This window comes from Desulfoluna sp. HI9BLuna (genome assembly GCF_056829775.1).
On record NZ_CP186555.1, the window covers coordinates 2613873 to 2631257 of the forward strand.

The window sequence follows — 17385 nt, forward strand, 5'->3', positions numbered from 1 at the left end:
ATAGTAAGGACTCATTCAGCCGCTATCAGCTGCTTCACCACAACGGAGTTGGCCGTGACCGAAAGAACGGAGACCCGGCTCCCTTTTTCTATGTACTCACCGCGTGTCACCACGTCGATGCGCTCCTCCCCGAGAAGGGCCACCCCCGAGGGCCGAAGGTCGGTGACGGCCTCGCCCTCAAGGCCAAGGAAATGATCCAGCCCCTTTTTCTGGGACGTGGCCCCCTCCTCGCTTTTAAGCTGCTTCTTCAGGGTCACCGGGGAGTGCTCCAGCACCTTGGCCCCGATGAAAATGGCGGCGGGAATAAGAAAAATATCGGCCAGCAGCAGGGCGTACCCCATCTGGGTGGAGGCCTCGGTGAAAACCATATACACCGAGAGCACGAACAGGGACGCGGCCACCACGGAGATCACCCCGAAGGAGGGGATGACAAACTCAGCGATGATGGCGGCAACCCCAAGAACTTGAAGAACAATGACGGTTAAGGCAAGTTTCATGGGCTTGGCTGGGTTCCTTTATGCAACAGGTTCGGAAGGGGACTCTTTCCGGGCCACAATGACACGGTTCCCCTCCACGGCGGTGACCACAACATGCTCGTTTCGATCAATAAAATCACCCCGGGTGACCACGTCAAAGGGCTCGCCGTAAAACGCGGCCTTTCCGGCCGGCCTCAAGGGGCTCAAGGCCACGCCCGTGGCACCTTCTTCAATGCGTGCCGTCTCTTTGGAATCGGCATGGGAGGCCTTTAAGTCCGCGTCCAGGTATGGCCCGCTCACCCGCCCGGCCATGGCCGGGACAAGATAGCGCAGCATGGCCATGGCCATGAGAAGGGAGGCGCCGAAGGAGGCCACCACGGTAAGAAGGTTCACCCGAAACAGGTCGCCCTCCCAGGGCAGGTCCGGGTCGGGGATCACAAAATCCTGCAGGGAGAGGATCAGCCCCAGGATCACCAGCAGAAAGCCGATCATGCCAGCCAGGCCAAAGCCCGGAAGCACGAAAATCTCCACCACCAGGAGAAGCACACCGATGACGATGATGATGATCTCCGCATAGGTGGCAAGACCCGCAATGTGATGGCCGAACAGGGCAAGGGCCAGGGCACTGAGCCCCACGATGCCGAAGATCCCGAAGCCCGGGGCCTTGAGTTCGGTGTAAAGGGCCCCCAGCCCGATAATCATGAGAATGGGGGCGATGGAAAGGATCCACCCGGAAAGGTCTTCGGACCAGGAGGGGTCCACGCGCTCCGGCACAACCCCGCCCTTGCCCTCACCGGCCACCACCTCGGCCAGGGTTTTCAAGGTGGCCTTGGAAAAGCCGAATTCGTTGGCCTCCACATCGTCCATGGTCAGCAGCTCGCCTTCCCGCACCACGGTTCGCACGTGGTCGGGCTTCTCCTTCAAGTCCTCGTAGGCCTGCCTCTCCAGATAGACGGTCTTGCCGTCGGCCTCGTAGGCCACAATCTCAAGTTCGGCGGTCACCATAGACTCGGCCAGGGCTTCGCTGTATCCGTTTTTCCGGGCCAGGGCGCGGAACTTGGCCCGCAGCGGGGACTGGAACTTCTCTCCCAGCATCTTGGGGCCTTCCTGGCTCACGGCAATGGGCGCGCAGTCCCCGATGGTGGTGCCCGGAGACATGGTCAGGGCGTCGGCGGACAGGGCGATGAGGGCCCCGGCGCTGATGGCTTTTGTCTTCACCCAGGCCACGCTGGGGGATTCAAGGGCCGTGATGGCATCGACAATCTTAAAGGCCGAATCCACCCGACCGCCGAAGGTGTCCATCTCGAAAATCACCAGGGAAGCCCCTTCGGCGTCCCGTGTGGCCCGCTCCACAAAAGCGGCCATGGCCGGAGAAACCTCTCCGGAGATGGGAATGACAAGGACCTCGGGCCCTTCGGCCCGGGCCGTGGCGCACAACGGCCCCGTCGGCAGAAGACACGACAGGAGCCATCCAAAGAAAAAACATGCCGCAACAGGAAAAGAGGTCAACTTTTGCATGGTGATGCCTGGGGTTCAGGTAAAGAGAGCGATGCCGGGAGCAGGGCGACACGCCGCCGGAGCAGGGTAGTATGGCCCTGACAACCCGATAAATGAAGGGTGCCACCGGGTTTGCCTCCGTGGTGAGGTAAAATCGCCGGATGACACCTGATTGACTATTCGTATATACAGGAAAAGGGAAAACCGTGCAAGATCACGTCACCCACGAACCGCAACCATCCATCAAGCCAAATGAACAATGAAATCAAAATAATTCACGTTTGAGCACCATTTATTTGGTCCCGCGCTTCTGCTATAGTGCGGCGGTTTATCAGGAACATAATCAAACGATGGAGCCCTAGGACGAAGGAAGCCGCGCTGCACCGGAGCACGGTGCCTGGCGGCAAACCAGTGCGCCGACAACCGACGAGCATGGCCGGGTTACCCTGCGATTTTCTCCTTTGTCACCTTGGCCTCCGGCCCGGTAAGCCCACTGCCCGGCGGCGAACAGAGCATGATTCCCGCAGGATTCGCCCTGGGGTAAGCCATGGCTTTTGATACCGTTTATACTATCAAAACCGTGAAAGGTAACGAAGGAAAAACAGGTTCGTATCCTTACGGGTAGGCAAACGCAATATCCTTTAACGGTGCATACTTCAGCCTCGTTTGAAAGGAAAGTAGTTCTTGACACAAAAACGGAAATTGTTCTATATCAATCGTTTAAACTCGGAAAGTTCCGTTTCATCATTAAGTTGCTGTTACAAATGTAATTCTTAGGAAACCCGCGTGCGCATGCAGGCGGGTGCGAGGAACCATGGGTATTTACAAACACCTCGACAGCCATGCCAAAGAGATCATCAGCGCATGGACCGCCCGTTTTGCCGGAAACTACTCTTCCGACGGCAGCCGATTCATCATGAAGGAGAAAGACCCCTTCAACAACCCCATCGGCGCCATGGCCAAGGAAGGGTTCACCGACGTCTTTAACCTGGTGGCCTTGAAAAACGAGCCCGACCCCGAGGTACTCCGCCAGAAGCTCGACCCGCTCATTCGACTGCGTGCGGTGCAGGCCTTTGTCCCCAGCGAAGGCGTGGCCTTTGTCTTTGCGCTGAAAACCGTGGTGAAAGAAGCGCTGAAAAAAGAGATCAAAGATGGCAAGGTGACCCAGAAGGATCTCGACGGCTTCTACAACCGCGTGGACCGGATCAGCCTGGCGGCCTTTGACATCTACATGGCCTGCCGGGAGCAGATCTACCGCCTGCGGGCCAGCGAGGTGCGTACCCGCACGCTCAACATTTTGAAGAACAAGGATATATTGTGTGAGGTTCCCGAAGTCGGGACCGAAATTTTACCACATGATGTTTATAAAAACGGGGGCTTTGAGAAATCGGACGAGGAACCGGATCGAGGGCTGTAGGGCGGGGGTGTGTCAGCCTCTCCGGGAGGGTTGCCGGCCTTCCCGACATGTGAGGTTGTGTCCGTCTTTTACAAACTTTCAATCCGGGTGCGTTCGTTTGATCAAGCACCAAAGGGTGAGGAAAAGGTATGAACGTTAATATTGTGTTGTCCCTGGTAGCGGTCGTTGTGCTGGGTGCACTCGCCTTTCTGGGCGGCAGTGCGCCTGCGCTGCAGGGAGTGTTTGGGATCCTGATACCCTACATCGCCTTTGTCGTGTTCCTGGGCGGTTTTATCTGGCGTATCATGAAGTGGGCCAAGTCACCGGTTCCCTTCCGCATCCCGACCACCTGCGGTCAGCAAAAATCATTGCCCTGGATCAAGCATGACAAGCTTGAGAACCCTTACACCGGACTCGGTGTGGTGGGCCGCATGGCCTTTGAGATCCTGACCTTCAGGTCTCTGTTCCGCAACACCAAGGCCGAAATCAAGGGTGACCGGATCTCTTATGAATTGGAAATCTGGCTCTGGCTGTTTGCCCTGGCATTCCATTACAGCTTCCTGGCGGTGCTCGTCCGTCACATGCGCTTCTTCCTGGAGCCTGTGCCGTTCTGCATCGAAGCCCTGGAATTCATCGACGGTTTCTTCCAGATCGGCCTTCCCATCGTACTGCTCTCCGGGGTGGTCCTGCTTGCCGCGGCCTGCTTTCTCTTCCTGCGGCGCGTGACTAAACCCAACCTCCGGTACGCCTCCCTGGCAGCCGATTACTTCCCCCTCTTCCTGATCATTGCCATCGCAGGTACCGGCATCTACATGCGATACTTCCTGAGGGTGGACGTAGTGGCCGTCAAAGAGCTCACCATGGGCCTGGCGACACTGCACCCCACGATTCCGGCCAACATTGACCCCTTCGTTTACGTGCATCTATTCTGCGTATGCGTACTCTTCGTATACTTCCCCTTCAGCAAGCTGATGCATGCCGGTGGTATTTTCCTTTCTCCCACCCGAAACATGGCCAACAACAGCCGAGCCAAGAGACACATCAACCCCTGGAACCCCGATCTTCCCTTCGTAACCTACGAGAAATACGAAAACGAGTTCAGAGAGAAGATGATCGAGGCGGGTCTCCCAGTGGAAAAGGAGTCATAAATCGTGGATATCAAACCGGAAGAGATGATCAAAATAGACAACGCTGTTCCCAAGAAGTCGTGGATGGACACGCCGCCGGACCTGTCCGAAGGCAAGTTCTGCTATCCCGCCAAGGCCAAGACCTTGGACTATCTTGGGCTCCCCAACGGTCGCGACTGGTCCCCCGCCGACGAGGACTGGCAGCTTCCCGAAAACTGGCAGCAGATCATTCACGAAGGCTTCAAGGAGCGCCTGGACAAGTACCGCTCCCTCAAGGTCTTCATGGACATCTGTGTCCGCTGCGGTGCCTGCGCCGACAAGTGCCACTTCTACATTGGCTCGGGTGACCCCAAGAACATGCCTTTTTTAAGGGCCGAGCTGCTCCGAAGCATCTACCGAAACGACTTCACCACCGTGGGCAAGCTCCTCGGTAAGTTCGGCGGTGCCCGGAAGATGACCCCCCAGGTCATCAAAGAGTGGTTCTCCTATCTTTATCAGTGCACCGAATGCCGAAGGTGTTCCGTCTTCTGTCCCTACGGCATCGACACCGCCGAGATCACCATGATGGGCCGTGAGCTCTTGAACCTCCTCGGCGTGAACATCAACTGGATCAAGGATCCCGTGGCCAACTGCTCCAAAACAGGTAACCACCTCGGCATCCAGCCCCAGAACTTCAAAGAGATCATTGAGTTCTTCTGCGAAGACATCGAAGAGATCACCGGCGTCAAGATCAACCCCAGCTTCAACCGCAAGGGTGCCGAGATCCTCTTTGTGACCCCGTCTGGTGACGCCTTCGCCGACCCCGGTACCTACACCTTCATGGGGTACCTGATGCTCTTCGAGCACATCGGCCTGGACTACACCCTCTCCACCTACGCGTCTGAGGGCGGCAACTTCGGCCTCTTCACCTCCGCCGACCAGATGAAAAAACTCAACGCCAAAATGTACCACGAAGCCGAGCGCCTCGGCGTCAAGTACATCCTGGGCGGCGAGTGCGGCCACATGTGGCGCGTCATCAACCAGTACATGGGCACCATGAACGGCCCGGCCAACTTCCTGGAGACCCCGGTGAACCCCATCACCGGCACCGTCTTCGAGAACGCCGCGTCCACCAAGATGATCCACATCGCCGAGTTCACCGCCGACCTCATCAAGCACAACAAGCTCAAGCTCGACCCGAGCCGCAACGACCACCTGAAGGTCACCTGGCACGACTCCTGTAACCCGGCCCGTGCCATGGGCATGCTCGACGAGCCCCGCTACGTGCTGAAGAGCGTCTGCAACAACTTCCACGAAATGCCTGTCAACACCATCCGCGAGCAGACCTTCTGCTGCGGCTCCGGTGCGGGCCTCAACACCGAAGAGATCATGGAACAGCGCCTCCGAGGCGGCCTGCCCCGTGCCAACGCGGTCAAATACGTCCACGACAAGTACGACGTCAACACCCTGGCCTGCATGTGCGCCATCGACAGGGCGGCTCTGCCCCCCCTCATGGACTACTGGGTACCCGGCGTGGAAGTCACCGGCCTCCACGAGCTGGTAGCCAACGCCCTGGTCATGGACGGTGAAATTGAACGAACCACAAACCTGAGGTTTGAGGATTTACCTGGAGCGGAGGGTGATTCTGATGAATGATAAAGGTAAAATATTAGCCGGAGTGGCCATCTTCGCCGTCCTGGTCTCCTTCCCGTTCTGGTACAACACGGGATCGGCCAAGCCTGCGCCGGAGCTGGTCATCGCTCCGGAAGCCAAGGCCGCCGGAGCATGTATCCTCCCCAAGGACCAGATGGCCAAGGAGCACATGCAGCTTCTGGACGGCTGGAGAAACTCGGTGGTTCGCGACGGTCACCGCATTTATGTGGCGGATGACGGCAAGAAGTACAACATGAGCCTGTCCAACACCTGCCTTGAGTGCCACACCAACAAGGCGGACTTCTGCGACAAGTGCCATGAGTACGCCTCTGTTAACCCCTACTGCTGGGATTGCCACGTGAATCCGAAGGAGAAGTAGTGATGAAAGAGAGCAGACGAAGCTTCCTGAAGATCGCCGGCGTATCCGCACTGGGCCTGACAGCCGCGTCCAATGCGCATGCCATCGGCGAGTACTTCATCCCTTCAGGCAAAGCCATCAAAGACCAGAAGGTCACCGAAGCGGATCGATGGGGCATGGTCATCGACACCCGCAAGCTCACCCACGAGCTGAACGAAAAGATCGGGAAGGCATGCCACCTGAACCACAACGTTCCCGAGCTTAACAACAAAAACCACGAGATCAAGTGGATCTGGGAAGAGCACTACGAGCACGCCTTTACCCAGCAGCCCAACGAGTTCCAGTCTGAGAAGGCTCACCACGCCCCCATCCTGGTCCTCTGCAACCAGTGCGAGAACCCTCCCTGCGTCCAGGCCTGCCCCACCAAGGCGACCTTCAAGCGGGAAGACGGCATCGTTCTCATGGACTTCCACCGCTGCATCGGCTGCCGCTTCTGCATGGCTGCCTGCCCCTACGGCTCCCGCAGCTTCAACTTCCAGGACCCCAGAAACGGCCTGGAAGACGGGAAGCCCACCAACCCCGAGTTCCCCACCCGTACCAAGGGTGTCGTGGAGAAGTGCAACTTCTGCGCGGAAAGACTGGCCGTTGGTAAGAATCCCTACTGCGTGGAGGCTTCTGAAGGCGCCATCGTCTTCGGCGACCTCTCCGATGAAAACTCGGAAGTTCGCAAGGTCCTCAAAGAGAACTACACCATTCGGCGAAAGGCCAGTCTCGGTACCGGGCCTTCGGTCTTCTACATCGTTTAACGGGAGGTCATCATGCTTGAAAAAGCATTAAGCGGAAGCAGAAATTACTGGCTGTGGCTTGCCGGTCTGACGGCCGTCATTGCGGTGGCCTTCATGGGATACATGGAGCAGTGGCACTTCGGTCTCGGTGTCACCGGCATGAGCCGGGACGTCTCCTGGGGCTTTTACATTGCCCAGTTCACCTTCCTCGTCGGTGTTGCCGCCGGGGGCGTGATGCTGGTCCTGCCCTACTACCTGCACGACTACAAGGCCTTCGGCCGCATCACCATCCTCGGTGAATTCCTGGCCGTGGCCGCCGTGGTCATGTGCATGCTCTTCATCGTGGTGGACCTTGGTCAGCCCACGCGCGCCATGAACGTGATCTTAAACGCCACGCCCCACTCGATGCTCATGTGGGATGCCATTGTTCTCAACGGCTATCTCTTCCTGAACATCATCATCGGCTGGAAGCTCCTGGAAGCTGAGCGCAATGCGGTTCCCGCACCCAAGTGGGTGAAGTTCCTCATCTACGTCTCCATCCCCTGGGCCTTCGGGATTCACTCCGTGACAGCCTACCTCTACAGCGGCCTTCCCGGTCGCGGTTACTGGCTCACGGCGATCCTGGCTCCCAGGTTCCTGGCCTCGGCCTTTGCCGCCGGTCCCTCGGTGTTGATCCTCCTTTGCTTCATCGTTCGCAAAGTGACCAACTTCGATCCCGGCACAAAAGCGATGCAGACCCTCATGAAGATCATCACCTACGCGCTTATCGCCAACGTGTTCTTCTTCCTGTGCGAAGTCTTCACCGTCTTCTACAGCAAGATCCCCGAGCACATGGACCATATGAAGTATCTCTTCTTCGGCCACGGCGACAAGGCAGCCCTTGTGCCCTGGATGTGGTCCTCCATGTTCCTGATGTTTGCGGCCATTATCCTTCTTGTGATTCCCAAGATCCGGAACAACGAGAAGTACATGCCCTTCCTCTGCATCATGGTGTTCTTAGGGACCTGGATCGACAAAGGCATGGGCATGATCGCCGGCGGCTTTGTGCCCAACCCCATGCACACCTACCATGAGTACGTCCCCACTCCCCTGGAGATCCTCATCACCGTAGGTGTCTACGCAGTGGGCCTTCTGGTCGTGACCATCCTCTACAAGATCGCCACCAAGATCAAAGAAGAGGTCAACGCCTAAGGCCGTTGCATCCGACAGGTTGTACTAATCCGGAATGCCAACTGGATTGTTAAGAAAACCCGCTCTCCTGATCTCAGGGGAGCGGGTTTTTGTTTTGTGTTTCACCCCGCAGAAACAAAGATCCCCCACCCTAAATTCGATTCGACCCACCGGTGTCGTTCAACCCTTTGATCTTGACTCACCCCAAAGAAAATGTTTAAAAAAGCGCATGCGTTAACGTAGAACACATATTCTAGACTCGAACCCCTTCCCCCCGGACCGCCACCCTCAGCCCCATCTGATCCCCCACCTCCGGGGGGGCACGACCTTTACGAGAGAGAGAAAGACAAGAGGTGCCCACCCATGAAAGCAGGACTTGACTTCGGATCCAAATATATCCACTACGCCGTCCTCGACGCCCATCGCGTCGTTGCCAGCGGCAGCACCCTCCACAACGGCAACCTGGAAGAGGCCCTTGCCCGGACCAGGCAGGCCATGGAAGCCGAAGCGGGCGGCACCATCACCCGGTTCGGGGTCACCGGCAACATCACCCTTTCCGAGGCCCGCGTCTTTGACCCGGTCATTGCCTCGGTGGAGGCGGCGTCCTTTCTCAAGACCACCTGCCGGAACATCCTCTCCATCGGGTGCGAAAGCTTCTACCTCATCCGCCTGGACGACCAGGGCAACTACATGGAGCATGTGGTGAACTCCGACTGCGCCTCGGGCACCGGCTCCTTCATCGACCAGCAGGCCGAGCGCCTCGGCTTCTCCACCGAAGCCCTTGCCGAAAAGGCCGCTGCCTTCACCGGCAAGGCCCCGTCCATTGCCACCCGCTGCGCGGTCTTTGCCAAGAGCGACATCATCCACGCCCAGGCCCAGGGCTACGCCAAAGAGGCCATCGCCACCGGCCTGTGCGAAGGGGTGGCCCGAAGCGTCCTGGCCAACACCGTGAGGGGGCGCGAGCTCACCGGAGACCTGCTCTTTATCGGCGGCATGGCGGCCAACGCCAAGATTGTCCGGGAGGTGGAGGCGGCCCTTGGCCTTGCCGTCACGGTCCCTGAAAACGCCCAGGCCCTCAACGCCATCGGGGCTGCCTCCCTGGCCGACCAGCCCTGGGAGTCAAGCAGGAACCTCATCGCCCGCATGGGCCGGGAGCGCTCCGTGCGCCCCAGCCTGGACACGAACATGCCCCACTACCCGGAGTTTGACGGGCTCTCCGCTTACGAGGCCGACGGCATCGAGGTGACCCTCTACCGAACCCCTGAAACAACTTGCGAAGCCTACATGGGCATCGACGTGGGCTCCACCAGCACCAAGGCGGTCCTTACGGACAAAGAGGGCGCCATCCTGGCAGGCCTCTACGGCCGCACCCAGGGCGACCCCGTGGATGCCGTCACCCGCCTCTTCGGCCAGGTCAAGGAGCTCTTCAAAGAGGTGGACCTCGTCATCTGCGGGGTGGCCACCACCGGCTCGGGGCGGGAGCTCATCAAGGAGGTCGTGGGCGCCGACCTTGCCATCAACGAAATCACGGCCCACGCCAAGGGCGCCACCTTCCTGGACCCTGCCGTGGACACCATCATCGAAATCGGCGGCCAGGACTCCAAGTTCACCCTCTTAAACGACGGGGTGGTGACCCACGCCGTCATGAATTACGTCTGCGCCGCAGGCACCGGCTCCTTCATCGAAGAGCAGGCCAAACGGCTCCACATGACCCTGCCGGAAATCTCCGACATCGTGGAAGGGGCCAAGGCACCCTTTACCTCAGACCGCTGCACCGTCTACATGGAGCGGGATCTGAACACCTTCCTGGCCGAAGGATGGAAACGGGAAGAGATCATGTCCGCGGTGCTCCACAGCGTCCGGGACAACTACCTCTCCAAGGTGGTGGGCAAAAGCACCCCCGGCAGCCGGGTCTACTTCCAGGGGGCCACAGCCCGCAACAAAGCACTGGTGGCCTGCTTCGAGCGGGAGCTGGGCCAGGAAGTCCGCGTCTCCAAGTTCTGCCACCTCACCGGCGCCCTGGGCTGCGCCGTGGCCCTGAAAGATGCAGGCCTTGCGACCTCCACCTTCACGGGCATCGATTTCTCCTGCACCGTGGAGACCGAGATCTGCGAGCTCTGCACCAACCGGTGCGAGCTGCGGGTCTACACCGTGGGGGGCAAGAAAAACGCCTGGGGCCTCAAGTGCGGCAGGGACTACGAAGAGAAAAAGGTGGGGGGTAAAGAGACCGTCTCCCGCCTTGAAAAACAGTTCAAGGCCACCTTCAAAACCGAGGACACAGCGGCCGAAGGCCAAAAAACCGTGGGCATCCCCGAGACCCTCTTCATGGTGGAGTACGCTCCCCTGTTCAAGGACCTCTTCCAGCGCCTGGGCTTCAAGGTGGTGGTGGAAAAGAGCACGGCCAAAAAACTGGCCCAGGGCATGAAGCTCATCAACGCCGACTTCTGCACCCCCATGGCCCTCACCCACGGCATGGTGGCCGCCCTGGATCGCCCGGATGTGGACTATATCTTTCTGCCCACTCTCATCAGCGAGCAGAGCCTCCTTGAGACCCTTCCCATGGAGCAGCCCTTTGCGGAGAAAAGCACGGACAGCTACTTCTGCTACTACTCCTCCTATGCGGCCACCATCATCAACAACCTGCCCGGCATGGACTTCGGCGGCCGCCTGCTCCACCCCACCGTCCGCATGAACAACGTGGCCGACGAGATCGTGGGAGAGCGCCTCGCCGCCGAGCTTGCGCCGATGCTGGGGCTTTCGGAAGAGGCCGTGGTCCACGCTTTCATCGACGCCAAAAAGGCCTTCACCGCACAAAAGACAGCCTGGACAGCCGAAGGGGCCAAACGCCTGGCAGCCCAGGGCGACAAACCAAAAATCCTCCTGCTGGGCCGCCCCTACGCCCTCTTCGACAAGCGGGTCAACCTGGGCATCCCCGCCCGCATGGAGTCCATGGGCTTTGAGCTCGTCTCCCAGTCCATGCTGGACCTGACGCCCACACCCGATGACCTGCCCGATCACCTGGCCAACATGCACTGGTACTTCGGCCAGCAGATCCTCCTGGCCCTGGACGCGGTGAGGAAACACCCCGACCTCTACCCGGTCTTCCTCACCTGCTTCCGATGCAGCCCGGACGCCTACCTGATGAACCACATCAAGGACGCCATGGAGAAGATGGGCAAGCCCTACCTCATCCTCCAGCTGGACGAGCACGCAAGCGACGTGGGCTACCTCACCCGCATTGAAGCGGCCATTGACACCTTTGTGGCCGACTACGACCGCAGGAAAGCCGAAAGCAACGAGATCGTCATCCCCAGGACCACCTTTGCCCCGGACACCCCCGAAGAGGGAGACACCGTCCTCATCCCCATGGTGGACGCCCGCATCAACCGCCTCCAGGCCGAGGTCTTCAAGGCAGCAGGCTACAAGGCCGAGGTCCTCCCCATGGACAACACCACCTTGAACCTCGGGTACCGCTTTGCCAGCGGCGGGGAGTGCCTGCCCAACGTGGCCATCGTGGGCTCGGTGGTCTCCAGGCTCTCGCAGGGGGACCTGAACCCGGACAACGCCATCGTCTACCTGCCCAACATCTGCCTCTCCTGCAACTTCAACCAGTACGCCAACCTCATCAAGGCTGCTGGCGCCAAGGCAGGCTTTGCAGGCATCAAGGTGATGAACACCAACGGACAGGCCGCCGTGCCGGGCATCTCCGCCCGCCACAACGCCCAGCTCCTCTCGGTGACCATCTTAAGCTCCATCCTCTCCAAGCTGAGGTTCCGCTTCCTCCCCTACGAAACCGAGGAAGGGGCCACCATGAAGGCCGTAAACGAAGCAGAGGCCATCATCGCCTGGCACATTGGCAACCGGAAATCCCTTATGACCGCTGCGGAAAATGTTCGGGAGCTCTTCGACACCCTGCCCCTGACACCTGAACGCAAACCCCGCATCGGCATCCTCGGGGACATGTACGCCAAGTACAACGAGGTCTTGAACGAAGCCATCTGCGACCACGCCGAAGCCCTGGGCGGTGAAATTATCCTCCCCTCCTACAACGAGCTGGTGGTCCACTCCATCTTCGCGGATACCCGCCAAAGCGATACCGGGGAGAAACTCCTGGCCACCATGACCGGCTACGAGGAAAAATTCGAAGCCATCTTTGAAGGCCTCCTCGAAGGGGTCACCGAGCCCCCCTTGGACGAATGCCAGACCCTCATGGAAGAGTTCGGCCTCACCAGCTTCATCGCCGGTGAGACCGCCGTCTCCCTGGGCAGAATGCTCTACTACATCAAGCACGGCCTTGTCTCGGCGGTCATCCACGTCAACCCGGTCTTCTGCTGCCCCGGGGTCATCAGCGCCTCCATCTTCCGCAAGATCCAGGAGCGCTACGGCGTGCCCGTCATCGACCTCTTCTACGACGGCACCAACAAACCCAACCGCATGATCGATCCCCACATGTTCTACCTCACCCGCAAGGCTGGGTAAGAAGAAAGGAAAAGAGCCTCCGGCGGCCCTGCCGGAGGCCACCCTTTTAAAAAGGTTGCCAAACAGGTTTTAAAAAGGCGGCCCAGTGCCGCCTCCTGAAAAACTGGACACCGTACGGAAAAAACCGTAAAATCAACCATTAATTCATTCCTTACAAAAACACCCATCTTACAATCATGTTGGTCAATCCCCTTTGGAGCACTCCATGAAACCGCACCGCCTGGTGTCCCCGGTTTTTTTCGTCGTCCTCCTGTGTCTGGCGGCCGTGGCCCTTGCCCTGCCCGATGTCCCGGATGACCCGACCCTGTCCGCCACCAACAACACCATCACCGTCTCCTGGAAAACCGTGGCCGATGCCGACGGGTACACCATCTTCTGGGGCGAAACCGAAACCGAAGTCACGGACGAAACCAATCCCCTGAAGCGAACCAACAGCGAGCTGGGGCTCACGGACCCGGTGGACGCAGGCGAGGATGTGAGCTTTACCATAGGCGCCGCCTCCGGGGTGACCCTGGAGCCCGACACCACCTACTATGTGGCCATTTCCGCCTTTGAAAGCGACCGGGACAGCGCCCTCTCCGGCATCGAATCCATCACCACGGATACCGACCCCGAGGTGCCCCCTGCCCCGGCCAACCTCGCCCTGGACCTGCGCACCGATGCCAGCATCACCATCAGCTGGGACAAAGCCGCGGACTCCGACAATGTCACCGCCTATACGGTCAGCGTGGAAAAACGCGTCGCAGGCGTCTTTCAAAGCGTCTCCCTCACACCGGATTCTCCCATCGACGTCGACGACCCCAAGGCCACCTACTCCGGCCTCGATGCCGACACCCGCTACCGATTCCGGGTCACAGCCACCAACGCCCAGGGGAACTCCGACCCGTCGTCCTGGCTGGTGGTGGATACCTTCGCCGCAGGGCAGACCCGGGACAACCTGGCCCCGGAGACACCCATCCTCTCCCAGGAGGACCAACCCCCTGAACTGCTGGAAAACCTGAGCGTACGCGTCCTCTTTGACGGAAACAACGACGGCATGGCCGACCTGTCGGTCTACAGGGTCTACTACGGCACAGACCCCGCCAACCTGACCGACCAGCAGGACTTTTCACCCGAAGATGATGCCGTCATCTCCGGCCTTGCCGAAGATACCCACTACACCTTCCGCGTTTCGGCCATCGACACCAGCATCAACGAAGCCCCCCAGTCCGCCCAAAGCGTCTCCATCTTCGTGGAAGAGGTGCACGCCCTCTTGGACGACCCGGAGACCTTTGAAGGGGGCTGCTTTGTCAATGCATCCCGGGGCAGGGCCACCCCCCGGCCACTCCCCGTCGTCCCCCTGGCCCTGGCCATTGCAGCCCTGGGCCTTGCCGTAAAACCCCGGGTCATCCCCCTCCTGCTGGCTACCCTTCTCCTGCTCCCGCCCGCCACCGGCCACACCCAAGACCCCAACATCATCGGCATCAAGGCAGGCTTCCACCGCCTCACAGACGACCGTTACAAAGACATCTACGGTGAAAACGCCATCTCCGGTACCCTCTTCTACCAACGATCACTGAGCGGCCCCCTCACAGCCTCCCTGGAAGCAGGCTACGTCAAGCGTACCGGCACCAAACGCACGGACTCAGGCCAGGAGAGCAAGGCCGAAACCGAACTGATCCTTGTCCCGCTCACGGCAAGCCTCACCTGGGAGAGTCGCGTGGCACAAGAGGTCATTCTCTTTGCAGGCGGAGGGCTGGACTACTGGTACTACAGGGAGACAAGCGATACCCATAAGGTGGATGCATGGGATGACGGGGACTACGGGGTGGCAGGGTACCACGGACGTGCCGGCATCAAACTTTTCACCCGCGACCCCTATTTTGACAACAAGGCCGGGGTCATCCTCGAAACCGTCTACTCTGTCATCGACCGATTCGGCGACAACACCATCGACCTGGGCGGCTGGACTTTCAACGCCGGTATCTTTCATACGTTTTGACAGAACCAAGCAAACGTGCCTCCGGCGGCCCTGCCGCCCTGCCGGGGGCCAAACTTTTAAAAAGTTTGACAAACAGGTCTTAAGCAAGCCTTTCCAGGCTCCGCCGAAATAATTTCCACCTTTTCACATTAGAAAAGTTTTTTGCGGAGCTTTTTGTCAAAAAAGCGACCCGCCGGAGGCAAGCTGAATAGTTACTAAAAAGGTTGCCAAACAGGTTTTGAAAGCTATTTCATCTTGTTCGGGTGCGTTGGTTAACCGGCTGATTTACATAAACAGACAATGATTCACCAGAATACCGCTGGGATTTGACCCGAGGAACGAGGGGCAAAGCCCGGCGGTAACCTGCTTTCAAGTTGGCACACCTTGCCCCCGGAGTTATTCCGGTTCAAGTCAAACGGATCCCAAGTGACTTTCATCGTGTTTTCAGAAGAATGAAACGGCCTCTCCCGCATAAGCGGTTGCCCTACGTCACGCCCCACGCGAATGCCCCGAAAGCGATAGCATCATGGCTGCCTCCATGCATTCGCCATAGGGCTTCCAGGTGCCCCCACCTGGCCGCCGGAGGCGCTTTTTCATTCACGTTGGTGCTGTTATTCCGGGGATTGGGTCTGGATTCGATGGGGGTGGGTATAGACGAAAAGCCCTTCGCCCCGGGCAAGGGAGCAGAGGGTGATGCCGAGGCCTTCGGCCAGTTCCACGGCAAGGGCGGTGGGGCGGGAGACGGCTGCGATGATGGCGATACCCGCGCGGGCGGCCTTCTGGACCATCTCGTAGCTGATGCGGGAGGAGAGGACGAGGAAACGGGCCTCGCCCAGGGCCTTTTCAAGGAAGAGCTTGCCCACGGCCTTGTCCAGGGCGTTGTGGCGACCGGCGTCTTCGGCAACGGAGAGGATCGTACCTGAAGCATCTGCCAGGGCCGCGGCGTGGGAAGCGCGGGTGATCTGTCGAAGGGGCTGGTGGGAACCGAGCTCGTCCAGGGCGTTGCTGACCACCCCAAAGGCCACGGGCGAGGCATCCACCATTGAGGTGGCCTGGCGCAGGTCATCGATGAGTTCCTTGCCGCAGATGCCGCAGCTGGTCTGACTGATAAAGCCGCGGCGATCAAGGATCTCCGGGACGATATCGCTGCGCTGGGGGGTCAGGGTCACGGTGACCACGTTGACGTCTTCATCGCAAAAGGCAAGGGTCCCGAAATCCTCCACCGCATCCACGATGCCCTCCCCCAGGCAAAACCCCGCCACGTGGGCGATCTCATCGCCGGGGGTGCGCATCACCACGGTGTAGGGGTTACCCTGCACGCGGATGGAGAGGGGCTCTTCGGCCAGGAGCTCCTGGGTGGTTTCCCGCACCTCACCGGACACAATGTGACAAATCCGCTGGGTACCGTGACTCTTCATGAAGCCTTCCTTTAGATAAAATAGCCTCCGGCGGCCCTGCCGGGGGCCAAACTTTTGAAAAGTTTGACAAACAGGTTTTCCAGGGAAACGACACAGGATTCGGCTGCAATGTAAACCGGGCAGCCATGATACATCACATCCGCTGCCCAGTATGGATGCGGATCAGGAGCCTGCGGTGAGCCCCTGGTTCCCGGCTCGCCTGGCCTTTCCACCGGTCACGGTGGTCTCCGTTGCACACACGTGCTCTTCCACATGGGAACCGATGAGCTGTCGGACCATCTCGGCTGTCTCTTCCACGGAGAGATGGGCGTAATCCGCGTAGGGGATTTCGTCCAGGACCTCAATGTCCAGATGATGCTTGCCGTGGAAGTTCATGCTGTGCTTGGGCAGGGCCTTGCGGGTCCCGTTGATGGCGATGGGCAAGATGGGCAGTTTCAGCTTGTGGGCCAGGATGAAGGCCCCGGGCTTAAAAGGCCTCAGGTGCCCGTCAAAAGACCGTGTGCCTTCCGGGAAAAAGTAGACCGAGGCTCCCTGCCTCAGGGTCTTTTCGCAGACATCCATCATTTCGGCGATGCTCTCCTTGTCACCACGCTTCAGGCGGACATACCGGTTCATCACCATGTTCCACCCCACAAAGGGCACCTTGAAGATCTCGGCCTTGGAGACCCACTTAAAAGGGAAAAACAGAGTAAAGGCGGCCAGGATATCCAGCTGGGACTGATGGTTGGAGACAACCATGTAGGTCTTCTTCCAGTCCACCTTGCCGCGTCCCCTGGTGGAGATGCGCCAGGCAGGCATGGTCCAGATATAGACCGAGGCCCAGAAACAGGAGTAAAGGTGAAGCACCACGAGCCGTTTGTCAAAGGGGCGGGTCACCAGCCAGATAAGCACCGCACCCAGGTAGAAAAAGACACAGGTAATGCCGATGTAAGCCAGAAACAAAGTGGAAATCAGTCGATTCAACATGAGGATTCGGTCCCCTTTTCATCAATGTCTATTTTATGAAACCGTCGTTCTATTTGTGGCACAAAGTGATCTTTATTTCAAGGCGTCAGCTCTGAATCTCGTTTCATTGACCACCCTCTCC

12 protein-coding genes are annotated in these 17385 nt (G+C 59.1%); 8 read left to right on the forward strand and 4 right to left on the reverse strand.

Going from position 1 to position 17385, the window contains the following annotated elements:
* Positions 1 to 11: 11 nt before the first annotated feature.
* Positions 12 to 497 (reverse strand): NfeD family protein, encoded by a 486-nt coding sequence (locus ACOYW0_RS10620; RefSeq protein WP_482418423.1) that lies wholly within the window; start codon positions 495 to 497, stop codon positions 12 to 14.
* Between the two features lie 18 nt (positions 498 to 515).
* Positions 516 to 1994, reverse strand: coding sequence for an NfeD family protein (locus tag ACOYW0_RS10625; protein WP_482418424.1), 1479 nt, complete (start codon positions 1992 to 1994; stop codon positions 516 to 518).
* Between the two features lie 793 nt (positions 1995 to 2787).
* On the opposite strand from ACOYW0_RS10625, the gene ACOYW0_RS10630 reads away from it, so the two are divergent.
* From ACOYW0_RS10630 to ACOYW0_RS10665, 8 genes are all read left to right on the forward strand, one after another.
* Positions 2788 to 3390, forward strand: coding sequence for an RsbRD N-terminal domain-containing protein (locus tag ACOYW0_RS10630; RefSeq protein ID WP_482418425.1), 603 nt, complete (start codon positions 2788 to 2790; stop codon positions 3388 to 3390).
* 128 nt (positions 3391 to 3518) lie between these two features.
* Positions 3519 to 4517, forward strand: coding sequence for a sulfate reduction electron transfer complex DsrMKJOP subunit DsrM (dsrM, locus tag ACOYW0_RS10635; RefSeq protein WP_482418426.1), 999 nt, complete (start codon positions 3519 to 3521; stop codon positions 4515 to 4517).
* 24 nt (positions 4518 to 4541) lie between these two features.
* Positions 4542 to 6131 carry a sulfate reduction electron transfer complex DsrMKJOP subunit DsrK gene (gene dsrK, locus ACOYW0_RS10640; RefSeq protein ID WP_482418828.1) on the forward strand — a complete coding sequence of 530 codons (1590 nt, stop codon included), beginning with the start codon at positions 4542 to 4544 and terminating at the stop codon, positions 6129 to 6131.
* Positions 6124 to 6507, forward strand: coding sequence for a sulfate reduction electron transfer complex DsrMKJOP subunit DsrJ (dsrJ, locus tag ACOYW0_RS10645; RefSeq protein WP_180137892.1), 384 nt, complete (start codon positions 6124 to 6126; stop codon positions 6505 to 6507). Before dsrK ends, dsrJ begins: the two co-directional genes overlap by 8 nt.
* A 2-nt stretch (positions 6508 to 6509) precedes the next feature.
* Positions 6510 to 7292, forward strand: coding sequence for a sulfate reduction electron transfer complex DsrMKJOP subunit DsrO (dsrO, locus tag ACOYW0_RS10650; protein WP_482418427.1), 783 nt, complete (start codon positions 6510 to 6512; stop codon positions 7290 to 7292).
* A 12-nt stretch (positions 7293 to 7304) separates the two neighbouring features.
* Positions 7305 to 8462, forward strand: a complete 1158-nt coding sequence (gene dsrP / locus ACOYW0_RS10655; RefSeq protein ID WP_482418428.1) for a sulfate reduction electron transfer complex DsrMKJOP subunit DsrP — start codon at positions 7305 to 7307, stop codon at positions 8460 to 8462.
* A 342-nt stretch (positions 8463 to 8804) separates the two neighbouring features.
* Positions 8805 to 12920 (forward strand): acyl-CoA dehydratase activase, encoded by a 4116-nt coding sequence (locus ACOYW0_RS10660; RefSeq protein WP_482418429.1) that lies wholly within the window; start codon positions 8805 to 8807, stop codon positions 12918 to 12920.
* Between the two features lie 205 nt (positions 12921 to 13125).
* Positions 13126 to 14901 carry a fibronectin type III domain-containing protein gene (locus tag ACOYW0_RS10665; RefSeq protein ID WP_482418430.1) on the forward strand — a complete coding sequence of 592 codons (1776 nt, stop codon included), beginning with the start codon at positions 13126 to 13128 and terminating at the stop codon, positions 14899 to 14901.
* Between the two features lie 590 nt (positions 14902 to 15491).
* Here the strand turns inward: ACOYW0_RS10665 and fdhD are convergent.
* The gene (gene fdhD / locus ACOYW0_RS10670) at positions 15492 to 16298 is read right to left on the reverse strand and encodes a formate dehydrogenase accessory sulfurtransferase FdhD (protein WP_482418431.1); all 807 of its coding nucleotides are present in this window, start codon (positions 16296 to 16298) and stop codon (positions 15492 to 15494) included.
* A 162-nt stretch (positions 16299 to 16460) separates the two neighbouring features.
* Positions 16461 to 17264, reverse strand: coding sequence for a lysophospholipid acyltransferase family protein (locus ACOYW0_RS10675; protein ID WP_482418432.1), 804 nt, complete (start codon positions 17262 to 17264; stop codon positions 16461 to 16463).
* Between the last annotated feature and the right edge of the window lie 121 nt (positions 17265 to 17385).